Source organism: Planococcus alkaliphilus (genome assembly GCF_057031095.1).
Genome location: NZ_CM168060.1, coordinates 3,503,636 through 3,521,994, shown reverse-complemented (window position 1 = coordinate 3,521,994; position 18,359 = coordinate 3,503,636). Strand labels below are relative to the sequence as shown.

General features: G+C 46.3%; 20 protein-coding genes. 16 read left to right on the top strand and 4 right to left on the bottom strand.

The genetic code is table 11. The annotated features are described in order from the left end of the window. Positions 1-142 precede the first annotated feature (142 nt). The 14 genes from AC2EXB_RS18410 (at position 143) to AC2EXB_RS18345 (ending at position 12,229) form a co-directional block, all read left to right on the top strand. A complete protein-coding gene (locus tag AC2EXB_RS18410) occupies positions 143-1,798 on the top strand; it encodes an FAD-binding dehydrogenase (RefSeq protein WP_483602709.1) in 1,656 nt (551 codons plus the stop codon). Positions 1,799-1,820: 22 nt separating this feature from the next. After that, a complete protein-coding gene (locus AC2EXB_RS18405; RefSeq protein ID WP_483602707.1) occupies positions 1,821-2,285 on the top strand; it encodes a DUF4181 domain-containing protein in 465 nt (154 codons plus the stop codon). Between the two features lie 41 nt (positions 2,286-2,326). Further along, on the top strand, positions 2,327-2,767 hold the full coding sequence (locus AC2EXB_RS18400; RefSeq protein WP_483602706.1) for a GNAT family N-acetyltransferase: 441 nt from the start codon (positions 2,327-2,329) through the stop codon (positions 2,765-2,767). Between the two features lie 230 nt (positions 2,768-2,997). Then, positions 2,998-3,924 (top strand): DMT family transporter, encoded by a 927-nt coding sequence (locus tag AC2EXB_RS18395; protein WP_483602704.1) that lies wholly within the window; start codon positions 2,998-3,000, stop codon positions 3,922-3,924. A 38-nt stretch (positions 3,925-3,962) separates the two neighbouring features. After that, complete coding sequence (locus AC2EXB_RS18390) at positions 3,963-5,843, top strand: EAL domain-containing protein (protein WP_483602702.1); 1,881 nt, start codon at positions 3,963-3,965, stop codon at positions 5,841-5,843. A gap of 136 nt (positions 5,844-5,979) precedes the next feature. After that, on the top strand, positions 5,980-6,513 hold the full coding sequence (locus tag AC2EXB_RS18385; protein WP_235197639.1) for a GNAT family N-acetyltransferase: 534 nt from the start codon (positions 5,980-5,982) through the stop codon (positions 6,511-6,513). A 101-nt stretch (positions 6,514-6,614) separates the two neighbouring features. Next, complete coding sequence (locus tag AC2EXB_RS18380) at positions 6,615-7,244, top strand: nitroreductase family protein (protein ID WP_483602700.1); 630 nt, start codon at positions 6,615-6,617, stop codon at positions 7,242-7,244. A gap of 255 nt (positions 7,245-7,499) precedes the next feature. Beyond that, entirely contained in the window at positions 7,500-8,048 is a 549-nt protein-coding gene (locus AC2EXB_RS18375; protein WP_483602698.1) for a GNAT family N-acetyltransferase, read from the top strand. Continuing rightward, positions 8,045-8,749 (top strand): Type 1 glutamine amidotransferase-like domain-containing protein, encoded by a 705-nt coding sequence (locus tag AC2EXB_RS18370; protein WP_483602696.1) that lies wholly within the window; start codon positions 8,045-8,047, stop codon positions 8,747-8,749. Before AC2EXB_RS18375 ends, AC2EXB_RS18370 begins: the two co-directional genes overlap by 4 nt. A gap of 10 nt (positions 8,750-8,759) precedes the next feature. Beyond that, complete coding sequence (locus tag AC2EXB_RS18365) at positions 8,760-9,335, top strand: nucleotidyltransferase family protein (RefSeq protein WP_483602694.1); 576 nt, start codon at positions 8,760-8,762, stop codon at positions 9,333-9,335. 17 nt (positions 9,336-9,352) lie between these two features. Further along, positions 9,353-9,859, top strand: coding sequence for a GNAT family N-acetyltransferase (locus tag AC2EXB_RS18360; RefSeq protein ID WP_251476761.1), 507 nt, complete (start codon positions 9,353-9,355; stop codon positions 9,857-9,859). Positions 9,860-10,027: 168 nt separating this feature from the next. Continuing rightward, positions 10,028-10,666, top strand: coding sequence for a class I SAM-dependent methyltransferase (locus tag AC2EXB_RS18355; protein WP_483602692.1), 639 nt, complete (start codon positions 10,028-10,030; stop codon positions 10,664-10,666). Next, positions 10,663-11,103 (top strand): hypothetical protein, encoded by a 441-nt coding sequence (locus AC2EXB_RS18350; protein ID WP_483602690.1) that lies wholly within the window; start codon positions 10,663-10,665, stop codon positions 11,101-11,103. The genes AC2EXB_RS18355 and AC2EXB_RS18350 overlap by 4 nt, the downstream gene beginning before the upstream one ends. Then, positions 11,096-12,229 (top strand): DUF3885 domain-containing protein, encoded by a 1,134-nt coding sequence (locus AC2EXB_RS18345; RefSeq protein WP_483602688.1) that lies wholly within the window; start codon positions 11,096-11,098, stop codon positions 12,227-12,229. The genes AC2EXB_RS18350 and AC2EXB_RS18345 overlap by 8 nt, the downstream gene beginning before the upstream one ends. Before the next feature lie 250 nt (positions 12,230-12,479). Here AC2EXB_RS18345 and AC2EXB_RS18340 read toward each other — a convergent pair whose 3' ends face one another. Continuing rightward, on the bottom strand, positions 12,480-13,814 hold the full coding sequence (locus AC2EXB_RS18340; RefSeq protein ID WP_483602687.1) for a DUF4179 domain-containing protein: 1,335 nt from the start codon (positions 13,812-13,814) through the stop codon (positions 12,480-12,482). Further along, positions 13,807-14,325 (bottom strand): sigma-70 family RNA polymerase sigma factor, encoded by a 519-nt coding sequence (locus AC2EXB_RS18335; protein WP_483602685.1) that lies wholly within the window; start codon positions 14,323-14,325, stop codon positions 13,807-13,809. Before AC2EXB_RS18335 ends, AC2EXB_RS18340 begins: the two co-directional genes overlap by 8 nt. Positions 14,326-14,635: 310 nt before the next feature. Between AC2EXB_RS18335 and panB the strand changes: the two genes are divergently transcribed. Further along, entirely contained in the window at positions 14,636-15,472 is an 837-nt protein-coding gene (gene panB / locus AC2EXB_RS18330; RefSeq protein ID WP_483602683.1) for a 3-methyl-2-oxobutanoate hydroxymethyltransferase, read from the top strand. A 43-nt stretch (positions 15,473-15,515) separates the two neighbouring features. On the opposite strand, the gene AC2EXB_RS18325 is transcribed toward panB, so the two are convergent. Together AC2EXB_RS18325 and AC2EXB_RS18320 are read right to left on the bottom strand one after the other, a co-directional pair. Next, positions 15,516-16,817: a murein hydrolase activator EnvC family protein gene (locus tag AC2EXB_RS18325; RefSeq protein WP_483602681.1), complete on the bottom strand. Its 1,302-nt coding sequence runs from the start codon at positions 16,815-16,817 to the stop codon at positions 15,516-15,518. A gap of 265 nt (positions 16,818-17,082) precedes the next feature. Next, a complete protein-coding gene (locus tag AC2EXB_RS18320) occupies positions 17,083-17,544 on the bottom strand; it encodes a universal stress protein (protein WP_483602679.1) in 462 nt (153 codons plus the stop codon). A gap of 203 nt (positions 17,545-17,747) precedes the next feature. Here AC2EXB_RS18320 and AC2EXB_RS18315 point away from each other — a divergent pair, with 203 nt between their 5' ends. Then, the gene (locus AC2EXB_RS18315; protein ID WP_483602677.1) at positions 17,748-18,299 is read left to right on the top strand and encodes a methyltransferase family protein; all 552 of its coding nucleotides are present in this window, start codon (positions 17,748-17,750) and stop codon (positions 18,297-18,299) included. The last annotated feature ends 60 nt before the right edge of the window (positions 18,300-18,359 follow it).

The following is an 18,359-nucleotide window of genomic DNA, read 5'->3' as shown; positions in this document are numbered from 1 at the left end:
CAAATCCAAAACGAAATAAATTAATCGTCATTCCTGCCTTACTACGCAATCCGATTAATTATCAGAAAATATCTATAATTTACCAATCGTTTCTGCTACGATGAAAGAAGAAAGAATAGCGGACTGCAAAGGGGATGTCGGCGTGGAATATGATGCGATTATAGTGGGGGCAGGTTTAGCCGGATTGGTGGCAGCAGCGGAAATCGCGGATGCAGGAAAAAGGGTTTTACTATTGGATCAAGAACCTGAAGCATCTTTTGGCGGCCAGGCGTGGTGGTCATTTGGCGGATTGTTTTTGGTAGATTCACCTGAACAGAAACGCATGGGAATCAAAGATTCGAAAGAGCTGGCATGGCAGGACTGGCTTGGGGCAGCCGGTTTTGACCGCGAGCAAGACGAAGATTACTGGGGAAGAAAATGGGCGGAAGCCTACGTGGATTTTGCTGCGGGTGAAAAGCGGGCGTGGCTAGCGAGTATGGACGTAAAGTTTTTTCCTGTCATCGGCTGGGCAGAACGCGGCGGCTATTTAGCGGAAGGCCATGGCAATTCCGTTCCGCGTTTCCATATTGTTTGGGGTACTGGCCCAGGGATTGTGGCACCTTTTGAACGCCGTGTACGCGCGCATATGAAAGCAGGATTGGTCGACTATAAGCCGCGCCATCAAGTGGATGGACTGGTAAAAGAAGGCCATAACGTTACGGGAGTGTTCGGTTCGGTGCTTGAGCCAAGCGAGGCGGCAAGAGGAGAAGCGAGTTCCAGAAAAGCGGTCGGGGATTTTCTGTATCACGCAGAAGCGGTCGTAGTGACAAGCGGCGGAATTGGCGGGAACCATGAATTGATTCGGAAGAATTGGCCGGAGCGGCTAGGGCCAGCACCTGAAAACATGCTGTCGGGCGTCCCTGCACATGTGGACGGACGCATGCTCGCCATCACTGAAAAAGCAGGCGGGCGGCTTGTGAACCGGGACCGGATGTGGCATTACACGGAAGGCATTAAAAATTGGAATCCGGTCTGGCACAAGCACGGCATCCGGATTTTGCCGGGGCCGTCATCGATGTGGTTCGATGCTACAGGCAAGCGTTTTCCGGCGCCGAACTTTCCGGGATTCGATACTTTAGGGACATTGGAAACGATTCAAAAGAGCGGCTTCGATTATTCGTGGTTCATTTTGACGCAGGCGATGATCGAAAAGGAATTTGCTTTGTCCGGTTCGGAACAGAATCCCGATTTAACCGGCAAAAGCATTCCGCAAGTGCTATCACGCGTGCGAAAAGGGGCGACTGCACCGGTTCAGGCGTTCATGGACAAAGGGGAAGATTTTATTGTTGCCGATTCGTTAGAAGAGCTGGTAGCCGGAATGAACCGGTTGACCGGCGAAAATCTGGTGGATGTTAAAGAAATCGAACGCCAAATCATGGCAAGAGACCGGCAAATGGACAATGCTTTTACGAAAGACCTTCAAATTACTGCGTTGCGCGGCGCCAGAAATTACCGGGGCGACCGGCTGATACGGGTAGCAGCGCCGCATAAGATGCTCGATCCGAAAAAAGGTCCGCTCATTGCGGTCCGTTTGAATATCGTCAGCCGCAAAACGCTTGGCGGTTTGCAGACAGATTTGTCAGCCCGTGTCCTTGATGAGGCCGGCCAACCGATTCCCGGGCTTTATGCTGCAGGGGAAGTCTGTGGTTTTGGCGGCGGCGGTGTCCATGGCTATCGCTCGCTTGAAGGAACGTTCCTCGGCGGCTGCCTGTTTTCAGGAAGAGTGGCAGGCCGTGCAATAGCAAACAAACAAAAATAACGCTAGAAAGGGGAAGATTGGTTTGAGTACTTATCCGAGCGGCTTGCCGCCTGAATACACCGCCCAACATACTTCGGAATTCTGGTGGAGCATGGCATTTTTCTTGATTGGGAGTGCAGTGGTGATTTTCCTTTTGAATATGCTATTAAGAAAAATGTTAGGCGTCGAGAAAAGAAAAAGATTCTCTAATAATTATGTAAATGAAAAACATCAAAGAATCGATTGGACCATTCGGATGGTCATGGTATTTGCGGTTGTCATCACTGCCATTTTTGCGTTTTATTCCATTCAGATTTACATGATATTCATCTTTGTCATCTTTGGTGCCATCCAGGAAACGGTCCGGGCCGTCATGGAGAAAAAGTATGCTGAAAATCCGAATGATTACCTTTTCACTTTGATTCAATTTCCGCTGGCGATCATCGTCATTTTCACTTTGGCTTATGCGGCGTTTCCTGAGGTTTTTGGAGAGTTGCTAAGCGCCTAGGAAGGAATGCGGAGTGAATAAAATAGTAAAGGAAGAGAAGCATGACCATCAAACAAAGCGATTTTTCAATACGTCCATATAAAGAAACCGATTTTCCAGCCATTCACCAATTAAATCAAAAAGAAGGCTGGACCAATCTGGCAGCTAAACAAGACGAAACGAAATCAGCCTGGAATCATTTCCAAATCGCTTTTGTAGCGGAGCGAGATGGAGAAGTTATCGCCTGCGTAAGAGGGTTGACTGACGAATCGATTAGTTTGTACATATGTGAACTGCTAGTCGATGAAAAAGAACGCGGCAAAGGCATGGGCCAAGCGTTGTTGGCATATGTACATAAAATTTATCCAAAAACGCGGATGGAGCTGCTCGCGAGCACGGCTTCACAAACATTCTACGAAAAACAGAAATTCCGTTCCTTCTACGGCTTTCGAAGAACAATAGAAGAATTGGAAGAAAGCCCCATTGATTCTAATGAAGCATAGGGTAATATAATTGCGCCTACCTCTGTCTTTGCGCTAGTTTCGCCACAAAAGGAGTTGTCCTGAAATTATTTGGGGCAACTCCTTTTTGTACTTTTCTAGTGAAGTGGTAAAAAATGCGTTTACAAGGGTCCGAAAAAAGGGAGATCTAAGACATTACATGACGAACAGCTCCTTTTGAAAGCTTAAGGTTAAGAAAATGGGAATTATAGCCGATAAAAAGAGGGATGAGCATGAGCCAATTTAAAATTTATCTGTTACTGGTCGCTATTATGTTTATTTGGGGCGTTAATCTTCCAGCGGTAAAATATTTAACAGCACAAATGGGGCCGGTCACCATGACTTCACTCCGGATCTTTTTAGCGGCGTTAATGGTCTTTGGCGTCCTGTTTGCATTTGGCATGGTCCGAAAGCTTACAGCTAAGGAATGGCGCTACGTAGCGATCGGATCGCTCCTCAATGTCATTATCCACCATTACTTTATTTCGGTTGGGCTTTCTTTGACTTCTGGAACAAATGCCGGATTGATTCTCGGGACCAGTCCTATCCTGACGGCTATCTTCAGTTTGGCGCTGCTTCGCATGCGGCCGTCGAAACTGCAATGGATTGGCCTGATGCTCGGGTTTATCGGCGTATCCGCGACCGTATTGTCCGGAAATAGCGAAACGAGCCGGGTATCTATAGGGGATGTATACATATTACTCGCCATTCTTGGCCAGGTGTTGAGCTTTTTAGTCATTAGCAAAGCTTCCGAAACCTTGGATCCAAGGCTGCAGACAGGCTATATGTTTCTTGTGGGCTCGGCCGGCCTGTTTATAATCAGTTTGATCCAAGAGCCCGGGGAATGGCGGATGTTCGCTGAAATGAATGCAGCATTTTGGCTATTGGTGATTGCCTCCGGTGTGATCGCGACGGCACTTGGCCATATGCTTTATAATTATTCACTGGGCCAAGTCGGGCCGCCAAAAGCGGCAGTTTTCATTAATTTAAATACATTATTCGCGTTGCTCGGTTCTGCGGTTTTTCTTGGAGAAACAATTACAGCCGTACATTTGGCAGGATTTGTCGTCATCATGTTCGGCGTGCTTTTTGGTTCAGGCGCTGCAGAAGAACTCTGGCGGATGAAAGTCCGGAATGCGAATCGAAAAAAAGCGTTATAATTGAGCAGCACAAGTTTTTTTGAATGGAGTTTGAAGAGATGAACATTCATCGCGTGAATGGAAGTTATATAAGTGAAGCTGATCGGTTGAAGGCCCGTTTCTACAGTTTAATCGGGTATGTCATCGGTTGGGGGAATATTATCGGCGGATTGGCGTTTGGGTGGTTTTTGCTCGCCGATGAACAGGGGGCGACTTTTAGCGAATATCCGGTGCCGCTCGCTATGCTTATTTTAGGCGGATTTTCGCTATGGCTTGGGAAGACTACGATTCAAGGTAGGGTTAAAGAGCATTTATATGCCATAAATTACGTGTCGATTCCGCTCATCTTGTTTTATTTTATCGATGAAGTGGCGGTTTCAATTTGGGCCGTCGTCTTTTTATATTTGATGGTGGCTTTGATCCTGCAAAGTTTTTTGCTGGTTTCCTACGTGCTGGCGGTTTCACTCGCAGTATTAATAAGCTTGGTCGTCCTCGTGCCGGAGGAGCTAATGGTCGTGATCGGCACAGACCATCATCTTTTCCGCTTGGCTTTAATGATTTTGGCTGCAGGGCTCGCCTATTGGGGGCTGAAATCGATGAACAAACGGGAAAAGATGCTTTTTCACTATATGGATCAAGCGGAAGAGATGGCTTATCAGGATCCCTTCCTGAAAATCCCGAACCGGATGGATTTTAACTTATACATAGATTACATGCTAAAAGAAAAGCATTTCATTGTCGGCAAAATTGAAATTAATCATTTTCAATCGGTTTATGATGTGCTGGGGCATCAAAAAAGCGATGAATTGCTGAACTTAGTCAAAGTTCGCTTGGAAGATAAGCTGACCGGCCATTCCTATTTGGCAAAAGCGGAAGGCAGCACATTTTTGATTGCTGTAGAAAATAATTTTGCAAAAGAAGAAGTCGTTTCCTATTTTCAAGATATTCTCCAGGTCTTGTCAGCACCTTATGAATTGAAAAATCACAATTACATGCTGACATTCAGCATTGGGACGAGCTGCTCCAAAACAGATGGCCAGACCAGCGATGAATTGATGCGCCATGCACAATTTGCGCTGGATAAAGCGAAAGACTCGGGCATCAACCGCTGGGTATATTGTTCTGAAGAAATCAAACGCGATAGCATGAACCAAGTAAGAATTTCTGAAGCTTTATACCAAGCGGATTTGGAAAAGGAATTCTGTGTTGTCTATCAGCCTCAAGTTCAATTGGAGACAAACCGCATGGTGGGAGTCGAAGCGCTAGTGCGCTGGCAGCATCCGGAAATCGGCACCATCTCTCCAGGAGTCTTTATCGAGATTGCGGAAAAGAACGGTTTCATTGTCCCATTGGGCAATTGGATTTTAGAGCGGGCATGCCGGCAAGTACAGGAGCTTACGGGTGTTTCCGAAGAGCCGCTGAAATTGGCGGTCAATGTCTCCTTTATCCAGATCCAGCAAGAGCATTTTGTCGAAGAAACGCTAGCCATCCTGAAAAAAACGGGATTCCCGCCGGAAAATCTGGAAATTGAATTGACGGAGCGGTCGCTGTTTGAAAATCGGATGGAAGATCTTCAAAAAATCGAAGAACTGAGGTCCCATGGCATCCGCATTGCCATCGACGATTTCGGAACCGGCTATTCTTCTTTCGGCATCTTAGCTAAGGTCAAAGTCGATAAAATCAAAGTGCCGCGCGAATTCATCGACCGGGTCGACAGCAACCAAAACAGTCAGCGCATCGTAGAGACCATCACCTCGATGGCAGAGCGTTTCGAGTTGACCTGCCTTGCCGAAGGCATTGAGCGGGAAGAGGAAAGCACGTTTCTCCGTCAGCTCATCTGCCAGGAAGTCCAAGGCTATTATTACGCTAAGCCCGTTGAAATCCATCAAATCAAGCAATGGAATAAACCCAAAGAAGAATTTTCGATCGAACTTCAGTAAAAATAACCATTCAAGCCGGTCCATCAAAGGACCGGCTTTTATTTATCCGAAATGAAAGTTTCATGTGGAACATGGAAGTTGGAGAATTATGATAAAGTTGAATGACAAGATGATTCTAGCAGAAATGGGGAGAAGTATGGAGAGCGAAAAAATTGTTTTGCGAAAATTGACAGAAGCGGACTTGCCGGATATTTTAGCAGTGGAAATCAAGAACAAGGACTTATTTGAACAATTTTCAGTAACGCGGAGTGCGGATTACTACACCCTAGAAGGACAGGCAGCGAGGCTGCAAAGGCAAGAAGAAAACCGCCAAAAAGACAAAGAGTATAATTTCGGGATCATCTTAAAAGACGGGACTTTGATCGGCAGCATCAACTTGGTTCAAGTGGTTCGCGGCCCTGTTCAAAGTGCCATCATGGGCTACACCGTAGACCAGGACCATAACGGCAAAGGCTATGCCACAGAAGCCGTGAAGCTGCTCGTCAACTATGCATTTGAAGAATTATTGCTGCACCGCATCGAAGCAGGGGTCAAGCCGGATCATATCGCGTCTATCCGGGTTCTGGAGAAAGCAGGCTTCCATAAAGAAGGGATCAGCCAGAAAAACGTTCAGATCAATGGCGTCTGGGAAGACCACCAAATGCTTGCCATCATCAATCCGAACGATTAACGGAAGGCGTGCAGGTCAATTTCTTTGACAGGCTAAAGGCTGCGTGATAAATTACTCTTTGCGACTTACTAAAAGTAAGTGTAAACAGAGGAGGCATTTCCATGTCAGTAAACGTAGAATCACCCTTATATAAAGTAATGAAAGAAAGAAAATCGGTGCGTATTTACGATCCGAGCTTCAAAATCGAAAAAGAAGAACTGGAAGAAATGCTGACACTTGCAACAAGTGCTCCGTCTTCTAGCAATCTTCAAGCTTGGAACTTCATCGTGATCCAAGATCAAGACGTTAAAAAAGAATTGCGCGCTATTGCGAATAACCAAGCGCAAGTCGAGCAATCATCAGCTGTTATTGCGGTACTCGGCAATATCGACGCATACAAAAACGTTGAAAAAATCTACACGCAAAATGTAGAAGCCGGACATATGGATGAGTCCATTAAAGAGCGGACTGTCGCTAATACGTATGCAATGTACCCGAACGCACCTGTTGAAGCGAGAATGAATATCGCAGCATTCGACGCTGGGCTTGTCTCCATGCAATTGATGCTGATTGCAAAAGAGCGCGGCTACGATACAATCCCAATGGGCGGTTTCGACAAAGCGAAATTTGCTGAGAGATTCGAACTGCCGGAACACCTTTTCCCGATCGTCTTGATCGCTGTCGGAAAAGCGGCGGCTCCAGCTTTCGGAACAACGCGTCTGCCGTTAGAAGAAGTAGCAAAATTCATCTAAACCAAAACCTGAACTGCCGTCTAGCAGTTCAGGTTTTTTTATTGGATCGCGGCCAATCGGCGGAGTTGGGAGTATTTATAGAGAAGTTGGGCGTATTTCAATAAAAGTTGAGAGTATTCCAGTTAAAGTTGGGAGTAAAAGAAGGAACCGCCATTTACGGGCGGAAAAAACTGCGAACTTCCGAGCGAGGCAGGGGAAACAGCCGGCTGTGGCGAAAACAGGTAGATGGATTCGTTAACTTGAGGAGGCAACCTAATGGCATTTCCTATATTTGAAACGGAACGATTGAATTTAGTACATATTACACAGCGCTACAAAGCCGAATTTTTTGATATCATGTCACGGGATGAAGTGACAAAATACTACGGAAGCGAAAGCTTAGCCGATCCGGACGAAGCAGCCCGTATCATTGATGCCTTTCAGTTTGGATATGAAAGCGGACGGGGCATGCGCTGGGGAATCATCTGGAAAGAGAGTGGACAATTTCTGGGGACGGTAGGATTGAATAATTTGAATGTCCGTGCGAAGAAAGCGGAGGTCGGCTATGAATTGCATCCGGACTTTTGGGGGCAAGGGATTACGAAAGAGGCCGTCAGTGAAATCTTGCGGTATTGCTTTGAAGAACGCGAGTTGTACCGTATCGGAGCCGTGACTTTCCCGGAAAATGAACCATCTAGCGGGCTCTTGAAGAGACTTGGGTTCAGCGAGGAAGGGCGTTTGCGCGGCTACCTCTATCAAAAAGGGGAATCGCATGATGCATTGATTTTTTCATTGTTGAAGCCGGAATGGGAGGAAAGAACATGAAGCAAATTATCGCACTTGGTGGAGGCGGGTTTTCCATGGAGCCGGATAACCCATTATTGGATCAATACATTCTTCAGCAATCTGGAAAAGCAAAGCCCAAGATTTGTTTTATCCCGACAGCAAGTGGCGATTCGGAATCTTATACGCAGCGTTTCTATGATTTTTTTGAGCAGCAGGAATGTTCGCCTTCGCACCTTTCTTTATTCAACCCGCCTGCGGGAGATCTTGAGGAATTTGTGTTGGATCAGGACATTCTCTACGTCGGAGGCGGCAACACAAAAAACCTTTTGGCTTTATGGAAAGACTGGGGATTGGACGGCATCATTCGAAAAGCTTGGGAACAAGGAACGGTACTTGCGGGAATCAGTGCTGGGTCTCTCTGCTGGTTCGAAGTTGGCATCACGGATTCTTACGGGGAACAGTTGGAGCCGATTCACTGCCTCGGTTTTTTAGCCGGAAGCAATTGCCCGCATTACGACGGGGAAGAAAATCGACGGCCGGTATATCAGCATTCTATTGCATCGGGAGCGATAAAAGGCGGAATTGCTGCAGATGATGGAGCCGCTTTGCATTATATCGGAACGGAACTCCATCAAATCGTCAGTTCAAGGCCGACTGCAAAAGCGTACCAAGTTTCTTTTCATGGGGCTTTGCAGGAAATGGAATTGCCAGTTGTATACTTGGGCAACCGGAATGACTGAGGAGAAAAAGATGAAAAACGAAGAAGATATTTTACGCGCGATCCAAGCGGACGACTGGATGATGGCTGTACTCGAGACAGCGGGGCAACTGAATCTGCCGGATTGGTGGACTTGCGCAGGCTTTGTCCGGACCAAAATCTGGGATGAATTGCATGGCTTTAACGAACGGACGCCGCTTGGGGATATTGATGTGGTTTACTTTAATCCGGAAGCGGTGGATGAAGCGGAAGAAAAGCGCTATGAAGAAAAGCTCCGTCAGCTGTTGCCGGATTTGCCATGGTCGGTGAAGAATGAAGCCAGGATGCATCACATCAATAACCTTCCGCCATACGCATCCTCTATTGATGCCATTTCGAAATTCCCGGAAACTGCAACGGCGCTTGCCGTTAAATTGGACGAGCGAGGGCAATTGGTTTTAGCAGCCCCTTGCGGAGTAAACGATGCATTGAACTTAATCGTGAAACCGACACCGCATTTTATTGAAAATAAAGAACTAAAAGCGGTTTACGAAAAACGCTTGAAGACAAAAAACTGGCTTGTAAAATGGCCGGAATTAACGATTGACCAGATGGACAAAAACAGTTAGCGAAAGGACCTTTCACCATGAAAATACAGACAGAACGATTGGATTTCCGCTTCTATCGCGACGAGGATTTCGAATTCCTTTATTCCATGCTGGCGGACCCGGATGTCGTTCGCTATATCGGCAACGGCCAGACGCGGACTCGTGAAGGCGCAATGGAATTTTTGTACTGGATTTACCGCTCGTACCGGGAAGATCCGGATTTCGGTTTGCGCGTGCTTGTCCGGAAAAGCGACGGACAGCCCATCGGACATGCGGGGCTTGTCAGACAGACAGTCGAAGGGCAGCCGGAACTTGAAATCGGTTATTGGATTGCCAAGGAATATTGGGGGCAAGGGTATGCAAAAGAAGCGGCGAATGGCCTCCGCTATTACGGCACCCATTACCTGGCCAAAAAACGCTTCATTTCCCTCATCCAGCCCGGGAATATTGCTTCGCAAAAAGTAGCCGAATCGATCGGCATGGCGTTGGAGAAAAAAATTGTCATGAATGAAAAAGAAGTATGGGTTTATGCGTTGAAAGTTTGAGAATATTTTTCTGTGAAATTATGCTAATATTTAATTAATAATGAAAGGTGGAGATTGAAATGAAACAGGCAAGACTAGGTAAAGGACAAACAAAACGAGGACAACAGCGCACCAACTGAAGAGTGGAGAATACTCTCGGTTTGGTTCAGCTAACAGGAGGAGTATTCGATGTTAAACAAACAAGGTTTTGATTTATGGGCAGGGGAGTATGACAAAACGGTTCAACTGAGCGAAGAAAATAATCAGTACCCGTTTGCCGGTTACAAGGAAATCCTAAATACAATTTATAACGAGATTAGAGAACGGGAAAATTCAGAGGTGCTGGATATCGGTTTCGGAACAGGGATACTGGCGAGCCAATTATATGAAAACGGCCACCCAATCGACGGCATCGATTTTTCATCGGAAATGATTGCCATTGCGAAAGCGAAAATGCCGGAAGCGAATTTATTGGAATGGGACATCACGGAAGGCTTGCCACACGAGCTGGCAGGCAGAAAATACGACGCGATTGTCAGCACTTACGCTTTGCATCATCTTTCAGATGAACAAAAAGTGGATTTCCTGAAGAATCTTCAGCTGCTGCTTAAGGCAGAAGGCAAAATCTATATTGGGGATATTGCTTTCCAAACCCGTGCAGACTTGGAGAAATGCCGAAAAGACAGTGAAGGTTACTGGGATGAATCAGAGCATTATTTCGTCTATGAGGAAATAAAAAACAGTCTGGAAAATTTTTTCCAGTGTGAATTTTATCCGCTTTCGCATTGCGGCGGTGTCATTGTACTAGATCCAGAGGCGACTAGATGAAAACGGTGAAAATCGGACCGTGGACAGTGAAACTCGATACGGAAAAAACACGCGATTTTTATAAAAAACACCATCGCATCACCGAAGATTGCAGCTGCCACTACTGTGAGAATTACAGTTTGGCTGTGGACTCATTTCCGGAACGAGTATGGACTCATTTTGAACGGCTCGGCATCGATCCGCAAAAAGAAGGCGAAGTTTTTGTAGGAGAAGATGACGGGAAGGATATGCTTCTTTATATGGGGTTTTACCACGTGGTCGGCGAACTAGTCGAAGGGCCAAAACAGGCAGTGGCCGAAGAAGATGGATTGAGATTCCATTTTTCAGACCAAACGGATTTAGTGCCGGAAGGATTTCCGGAACCGGTCCTGCAATGGGAATTTGAACTGGAAGTGCCGTGGCTTCTTGAGAAAGAGAAAAGGGATGCTTATGAATAAAGCGCGAATGGACGGCTTCACATCCTTCATGGACAGCCATTTTCCGGATTTGACCTTGTTGCCTGCCTTGTTTTATTCGTGGCCAATCGGCATTCGTTTTGAGCTGGGCACTCACTGGAACAAAGGTTTAGGCTATGAAGGCAGCCCTTACCTTGAAAAAGTCTATAGCCGGGCCATTCGTTTATTTGAAGCGGGGCACGGCGAACAGGATGAATTGTACATCGTTACGCATCTCCCGGATTTTGGCGACTTGAAGCGAAACTGCAAAAAGCTGCTGATGATGCGCTATGTCAAAGAGAAATCGTTGCGTTACCGCTTGATGCATCAAGAATGGCCGTACGAGATTTCGGAAGACAACGAGAGCGGACACCGGAAAACCCATCGTTTCGTATTGCCGTGCCGGCGAAGCGAGATGGATTACCCGGGTTTATTGAAGGAATGCTGCAACGAAGACATGGGATTTAAAAAGACGGTTTATCAAGAGGTCTATGTTGTCAATAAAACCCGGAAAACCGTTTTCCATGTGTACGACGACAGAGGCTGCGACTTGATCGCCGCGTCTGCCGAAGCCATCCGGCCGATGTATGAAATGTTCAACAGCTGGATATTGGATTACGACCGCCTGCAAATCGATCAAGTTTTCAATGGAGGGAATACCATGAAGCCGGTAATGAAGAGAAGCGAACTGCAAAGCAAAGAGGACATCTGGAATGCCGTAATCTCAGCCATCAGCAATGTGGATTTTCCTTCCGGAGATCCGGCCGCCGATGAACTTTCTATCCTTTTTCAGTATTATTCCGAGAATGAAAGCGGCGGGCATGAAATTTTGCTGAATTGGGGCAGTGAATCGATTGAAGAGCAGGGCATTGATGCTTATCTCGAGAAACTCACATCAATCTTGGAGAAAATTGGAGCGGGCGAATACGCAGCAATCGAGCAGCGCTACTTGAAGGGAATCTGGCAGCTCTACAAGGAGCTGGAGCAAGACGAACAAAAAGAAGACGCTTTTCTAAAAGCGGTCGAGCAGGCCGATCGAGCCTACCAAGCCCTTGGAAAGCAGTTGGAGAACAAGATGGAAGCGTATTTTGTGGATGTTTATCCCAAGTTAATTGAAATCGTCGAATGATCGATAGGAGAAAAAGGCTGATTCTTAGATGAATCAGCCTTTTTCTATGGGTTTCTTGGGTGCGGACAGTAAAACAGCGAAAACGGACAGTATTTGGGCGCGAATGGACAGTATTTTGAGGGGAACGGACAGTATTTGGCGCTTCATGGCAAGTAAGTGAAAATAATGGACGCATGAAATAAAATAAAAGAAAATTTTTCCGCAAAAAAGTCCTGGAATAAAACACATTCCAGGACCCCATCTCCCACTCCTATTCCCGCGGGCTCTTCAATTCCACCTTCACATCGCCTTTGATGCGGTTCGGATAGGCGAATAGCTCGAGACGCAACGGATTGGTATAATCGGCCGTTCCGAATTCAACCGTCCAGTGGATTTCATTTTCCGGCGTCGACATGGATTCGGAAGAAGGATGGAATTTCTTCCCGTCGGCGTCTTCAATACCTGACGTCAATCCATAATGATGCGCTTCGTCCTGAATGCCGGAAAGTACGAAAATGGCTTCCTCTTTATCGGCCTTTTCCATTGAAAAACGCCCATCTTTCGGACCGCTGAGCAATTCCCCTTTTTCCGTATCAACGACTAGATACGCTTCTTCGACCGGCAATGCCTGGACAGCGTTAAAGCGCAGGTAGAGTCTGTCCGGCTGCTCAAAATAATTGCTTTGGAGCAGGTACGAAATGCTTCCTTCTGAGAGGCTTCCGGTAGAAGTGAAGCCGTTCATAATCGATCCCCATACATTTCCGGCTTCATCTTCCAGCCGCATGTCTTCGAACTGCAGGATCTTCATCGAATTCGAAGGGTCCAATGAAATTTTGATCTCTGCGCGAAGCGGGTGGATGATAACTTCTTCAACAATAATTTTCTGTCCTTCGATTTCCGTCACTTCATCTAAATCGAACACTAGACTTGGTTTACTATTTTCAGGGACGGTGAACGGCAAATTGAAGAGCACTTCTTCGCCGGAAACGGTTGCGGACAATTCGAAACCGAATGCCAAATCCTCAAAAACCATCTGGTCTTTAAAATAAAATTCGATATGATCGGTATACCGATTTGGCGATTTCCCGTCATGGGGCCCGCCGAGAGACATGCTATAAGGCGGAATCTCTTTTGTGTTTTTCAGCCTTGCATTATTCACTTGGATGTCTTCGAGCGATTCAGAAGACTCGATTGTGTAATAGACGTTCATGCCCGACTCATCAAGAATGACGCCGTCAATTGTCAAAGTATGGTTGCCTTGTTGCTGGGACGCGCCGATTGCTTGGTAATAGCCGTTTTCGATAATGCCCCCGAGCCCTTTGTCCTGTTCAATCAATTCCACAAATTTCTCCATGCCTGGAATAGCGGCAATGGCGCTGGCAAAAGCGGGCGATATCCGGATGCTCGTCGTGAAAGCCAAAATCAGGATAGCCGCTGCAGCGATAGTCCAGATGGTGCGTTTCTTTTTAGCCTCGCTCATGCGCTTCTCGCGTTTTGCCCGCTCCATTCCTTGAAGGATAGCGGCATCTGCACGTTCCAAAGGGAGGGTTTCTGTGTCCAATCGCTTTCTGAGCGATGCCAGTTTTTCTTCTTCTTTGTCATACATGATCCATCTCTCCTTTGCCTTCGAAATGGCGGCGCAATGTCCGGAGGGTTTTATGCAGGCGTGATTTCACAGTGCCTTCCGGGACATTTTCAAATGCTGCAATGTCTTTGATTTTAATATCCTGGAAATACTTCAAGTAAATCAATTGCTGCTCTTTTTCGCTCAAGGATGCGAGGGCTTCGGCCAATTCCACTTGTTCGAAGTTGCTGGTAGTGCTCGCTTCGTTCGCGCGTCCGTCCATGACAAGCGGTTTGCTTTTCTTTAGCTGATCTTGGCAGTAATTCATCGTGATGCGAATCAGCCAGGTTTTTAAATAGGCTGGGTTTTTTACGGTATGAATTTTTTTATATGCCCGGTAAGTCGTTTCTTGAAGCGCTTCAAGCGCGTTATGTTCGTTTTTCAAAAAAGCGAATGCCGTGCGGAGCAATGCTTCTTTATGCAGCTGCATCAACGCAAGAAATGCTTCTTCGTCTCCTGCGATGGCCCGCTTGCTAATTTCAAGGCTGTCCATCAACCCGCCTCCTTTAGGCATCTTTACTATTAGACTGTACATCAGCCAAAAAGTTCAGGGGGAAAAATAAAAAATTTTACCAGAAATAGCCGTTTGTCAGACTATTGCCATTTCTGCTATAGTACGAGTAAGGGCGGTATCATTGTTGAACTGCACCTGGCTATCCCATTTTCAACAAATGAATAGTTCTGCCTTGATCTTGATATGACAGGGACGGAGAAAACCAATTAACGTAAATTTCTGTCCGTCTGTCCATTTTTGGATTAGACGGGCTTTTTTGGCGGTTTTCCTCCCGGAAGGAGAGAAAAAAATGAAGAACACCGCATCATTCAGCAAAATGAAAGCACAGGCTGAGAAAATCGCCATGCTGACAGCGTATGATTATCCATCGGCGAAATTGGCGGAAGAAGCTGGCATCGATGTCATTTTAGTAGGAGATTCGCTCGGCATGGTCGTGCTTGGCTATGATTCCACGGTGAAAGTGACAGTCGAAGACATGATCCATCACGGCAAAGCTGCACGCCGGGGCGCACCGGACACTTTCCTTGTCGTCGACATGCCGTTCGGTTCATTCCATGGCAGCTTGGACCGCACTCTTGAAAATGCTATCCGAATCTTTCAGGAGACTGGAGCAGAGGCTTTGAAACTCGAAGGTGCCGATGAAGTGATCGACGTCATCCGTTTACTGACGCGCACCGGTATCCCGGTAGTTGGGCATCTGGGCCTGCTGCCGCAGACAGCCGGCGTTCTCGGCGGTTATAAAGTGCAAGGCAAAACGGCAGATGCAGCTCAGAAATTGATCGAAGATGCCAAAGCCTGTGAAGCGGCAGGTGCTTGCATGGTCGTACTTGAATGCATCCCGTACCAATTGGCGCGTGAAGTCACGGCGGCTGTATCAATTCCCGTTATCGGGATTGGCGCCGGCGCCGAAACAGACGGCCAAGTGCTGGTCTATCATGACACGTTAAAATACGGCTCGCACCATTTGCCGAAATTCGTCCGTTCCTATGCAGAAAGCGGAGAAATCATGAAAAACGGCTTGACGGCTTATGTAGAAGAAGTGAAATCCGGGGCATTTCCTGCTGAAGAACACCGCTTCACGATGAAAGAGGAAGAACTCCAGCAATTATATGGAGCCGGAAAATAGTAAAAAGCCCTGCTTGAACATTCAAGCAGGGCTTTTGTTTGGTTTATCTGATGTATGGAGCAGGATTTACTGCATTTGAACGTGCACCGTTCCAAGATCCGATATGGATTTCAAAGTGAAGGTGAGGACCGGTTGAACGTCCTGTACTGCCGACTTCTCCCACTTTTTGCCCTTGGGAAACAGATTGGCCGACAGAAGCGCCAATCGAGCTCATGTGTCCGTAAACTGTTGCGTAAGACCGTCCGTTAATGGAGTGGGTCATGATGACAACATTGCCGTAGCCGTTCATATAGCCGGCATAAGTGACATAGCCGCTTGCTGCAGCGACAATCGGTGTGCCTGTTACATTGGCGATATCCATTCCAAGATGCGATTCCGCGCCTGCACCGATGTCGCGTCCGCCGAAGCCGGATGTAAATCTTCCTGGAGCCGGTTGGATGAAGTTTGCGCTGCCTACAGCCGGTGCGACATAAGAAGAACCGGAGCTTGCGCTTTTAGCTGCTGCCGCTTTACGGGCAGCTGCTTCTTTTTTCTTACGCTCCGCTTCCGCTTTGCGTGCAATTTCAGCTAGACGTGCTTGTTCTTTCGCGATTTTCTTTTCCAAGCTTGCGCTTAAGTTAAGGGCTTCATCGCGCTGTTTCTCTAACGTGGATTTTTCTTTAGCCAAACGGTTTTGTTCAGCTTTTAAATCTTTCTCAAGCCCAGCTTGTTCTTTTTTCTTGGCATCAAGCGAGTTTTTCAATCCGACCAATTCGGCTTTTTGCTTTTCCTGTTCGGCTAGTTTATTTTCAACTTCCGCTTTTTGCTCAGCCAAAAGTTTTTTATCATGGGCTTGTTCTTTCATGATTTGGCGGTCAGCTTCGATTAAGGTATTCACTGCTGAAAAACGGTCGATAAAATCGATGAAGCTGTTCGCTCCAAGCAATACATCGATGTAATCCACAGAGCCGCCGCTCAATTGGATAGCGCGTGCGCGGTCTTTCAATAATTCTTCGCGTTCGGCAATTTTCCGTTCCAATTCTTCGATGGATTTTTTCAGTTCGTCGATTTCAACTTTTGTTTGATCGATTTGCGCTTGGACCCCGTCGATTTTCGCTTCGGTTTCCTGGATTTGCCGATCCAATTTCTCGATTTGGCTGATGATCTTTTCAAGTTTTGTCTGATTTTCTGAAATCTCGCTCGCTTTTTGCTGGATTCCGGAATTCAATTCGTTTTTCTTTTGTTCGGCTTGCTGTTGCTTTTTCTCTAGGTCGCTTAACGCATCCGCATTCGCTGATGGCATGATAAGCGTCAAAGATAACACTGCGGCAATGGCCGTCGCAGTCCATTTCGATAATTGCTTCATGTGTTCATTTCCCTCCTGCATAACTGGTTCTCTCTATAATATATTTTACTTAGATAATAAATTCATTTAATAGCTGGTACTGAAAAACAGCAACGAACCTATTGTAACATGATTGAAAACTGTTTTTTATTACAGTTTTGTATCAAAATTATGCTGGTATATTTTGTATGAAGAGACCTAATGCTCATAAAAGAGGAAAACCCCTTCCTTTACAGGTCATGTAAAGGAAGGGGCAGTGTAACCTGTATGAAAGTTTACTTAGAGATTACGCTTCAAGGCTTTCAGGGTCCTCGGTCCGGACGACAAGTACATCACAATGGGCAGCGCGGATGATCCGTTCGGATACGCTCCCGAGAAAGATGCGTTCTGCTGCATTCAGGCCGGTAGCACCGCAAATGATCAAATCGATATTGTACTTCTTGACCAAATCGACGGGAATCAACTTTTTAGGTGAACCGTACTCGATCACGACATGGACGTTTTCTGCTCCAGCGGAAATTGCAGCTTGTTTGTAGCCTGCCATCAATTTTTCGGAAGATGCCATCGCTTCTTTCGCGATTGCTTGGCTGTAAGCCTCAACTGAACCAAAAGATTGATTGTCGATAATGTGGACAAGATACAAGTGGGATTTATTGCGGGCAGCGATTCCGATCGATTTTTTGAAGGCAAGGTCTGCTTCATTCGAACCATCCACCGCAACTAAGATATTTTGATATTGTAAGGGCATTTGAATTCCTCCTGTCTATATTGTTCTCTTTCCACATCCGTGCTGTAAATTCCTTTTTTATTTCATTATTCTTACATTAAAGTATGTCGATAAGGTGAAGAGCTGTTGAGTTTAACCCGGGAAGGGAAGAGATTTGTTTTGAGAAGCAATGTTCTATATATTGACTATAAGAGAAACTGAAGATTTGGGTGAAGATGATGGCGATGGCGGAATGGATTTTCATTGGAATTAGTGTGGTTTGGATCGGAGAATTCATTTTCTTTCGAAATCGGGGCGTCGGAGAAGGCGATCCTTACGAAAAAAAATCTTTCTATTATATTTTAGCCGCGCTCGGAGCTACGATTGCTGCGGCATTATTGCTGCAGGAGATCGGAACAGACACAGAAATTGGCCAATTTATGCGCTGGACTGGCCTCGTGCTATTTGCTATGGGTGTATTCTTGAGGTTCTGGGGAATCCTTCATTTGAAAAGCCAATTTACCCGGCATGTCACAGTCCGAGAAGGCGATGAAATCGTCAGTTCCGGCCCTTACCGGATGCTGCGGCATCCGCTGTATACGGCCTTGCTGCTGATTGGTATTGGCATGGCTTTATTTTGTACAAGCCTGATTGCGGCAATTTTGGGCGGAGCCGTCGTCATTTGGACTTTGCTAAAGCGCATCAGCTACGAAGAAGAGCTTTTGATCGGAAAATTCGGTCCGGAATATGTTCGATGGATGAAAAAAAGAGCAAGACTGGTTCCCTTCATTTATTAATAAAACAGCTGCCGTAGTTGGCAGTTTTTTTTATGGGAAATTACATTTTTTGCTTCCGAA

What these genes read in the sequence shown, in the direction of transcription:
- AC2EXB_RS18400 (WP_483602706.1), top strand. Translation starts at nt 2,327, where the DNA reads ATGACCATCAAACAAAGCGATTTTTCAATACGTCCATATAAAGAAACC.
- AC2EXB_RS18395 (WP_483602704.1), top strand. Translation starts at nt 2,998, where the DNA reads ATGAGCCAATTTAAAATTTATCTGTTACTGGTCGCTATTATGTTTATT.
- AC2EXB_RS18390 (WP_483602702.1), top strand. Translation starts at nt 3,963, where the DNA reads ATGAACATTCATCGCGTGAATGGAAGTTATATAAGTGAAGCTGATCGG.
- AC2EXB_RS18385 (WP_235197639.1), top strand. Translation starts at nt 5,980, where the DNA reads ATGGAGAGCGAAAAAATTGTTTTGCGAAAATTGACAGAAGCGGACTTG.
- AC2EXB_RS18380 (WP_483602700.1), top strand. Translation starts at nt 6,615, where the DNA reads ATGTCAGTAAACGTAGAATCACCCTTATATAAAGTAATGAAAGAAAGA.
- AC2EXB_RS18375 (WP_483602698.1), top strand. Translation starts at nt 7,500, where the DNA reads ATGGCATTTCCTATATTTGAAACGGAACGATTGAATTTAGTACATATT.
- AC2EXB_RS18370 (WP_483602696.1), top strand. Translation starts at nt 8,045, where the DNA reads ATGAAGCAAATTATCGCACTTGGTGGAGGCGGGTTTTCCATGGAGCCG.
- AC2EXB_RS18365 (WP_483602694.1), top strand. Translation starts at nt 8,760, where the DNA reads ATGAAAAACGAAGAAGATATTTTACGCGCGATCCAAGCGGACGACTGG.
- AC2EXB_RS18360 (WP_251476761.1), top strand. Translation starts at nt 9,353, where the DNA reads ATGAAAATACAGACAGAACGATTGGATTTCCGCTTCTATCGCGACGAG.
- AC2EXB_RS18355 (WP_483602692.1), top strand. Translation starts at nt 10,028, where the DNA reads ATGTTAAACAAACAAGGTTTTGATTTATGGGCAGGGGAGTATGACAAA.
- AC2EXB_RS18350 (WP_483602690.1), top strand. Translation starts at nt 10,663, where the DNA reads ATGAAAACGGTGAAAATCGGACCGTGGACAGTGAAACTCGATACGGAA.
- AC2EXB_RS18345 (WP_483602688.1), top strand. Translation starts at nt 11,096, where the DNA reads ATGAATAAAGCGCGAATGGACGGCTTCACATCCTTCATGGACAGCCAT.
- AC2EXB_RS18340 (WP_483602687.1), bottom strand. Translation starts at nt 13,814, where the DNA reads ATGTATGACAAAGAAGAAGAAAAACTGGCATCGCTCAGAAAGCGATTG.
- AC2EXB_RS18335 (WP_483602685.1), bottom strand. Translation starts at nt 14,325, where the DNA reads ATGGACAGCCTTGAAATTAGCAAGCGGGCCATCGCAGGAGACGAAGAA.
- panB (WP_483602683.1), top strand. Translation starts at nt 14,636, where the DNA reads ATGAAGAACACCGCATCATTCAGCAAAATGAAAGCACAGGCTGAGAAA.
- AC2EXB_RS18325 (WP_483602681.1), bottom strand. Translation starts at nt 16,817, where the DNA reads ATGAAGCAATTATCGAAATGGACTGCGACGGCCATTGCCGCAGTGTTA.
- AC2EXB_RS18320 (WP_483602679.1), bottom strand. Translation starts at nt 17,544, where the DNA reads ATGCCCTTACAATATCAAAATATCTTAGTTGCGGTGGATGGTTCGAAT.
- AC2EXB_RS18315 (WP_483602677.1), top strand. Translation starts at nt 17,748, where the DNA reads ATGGCGGAATGGATTTTCATTGGAATTAGTGTGGTTTGGATCGGAGAA.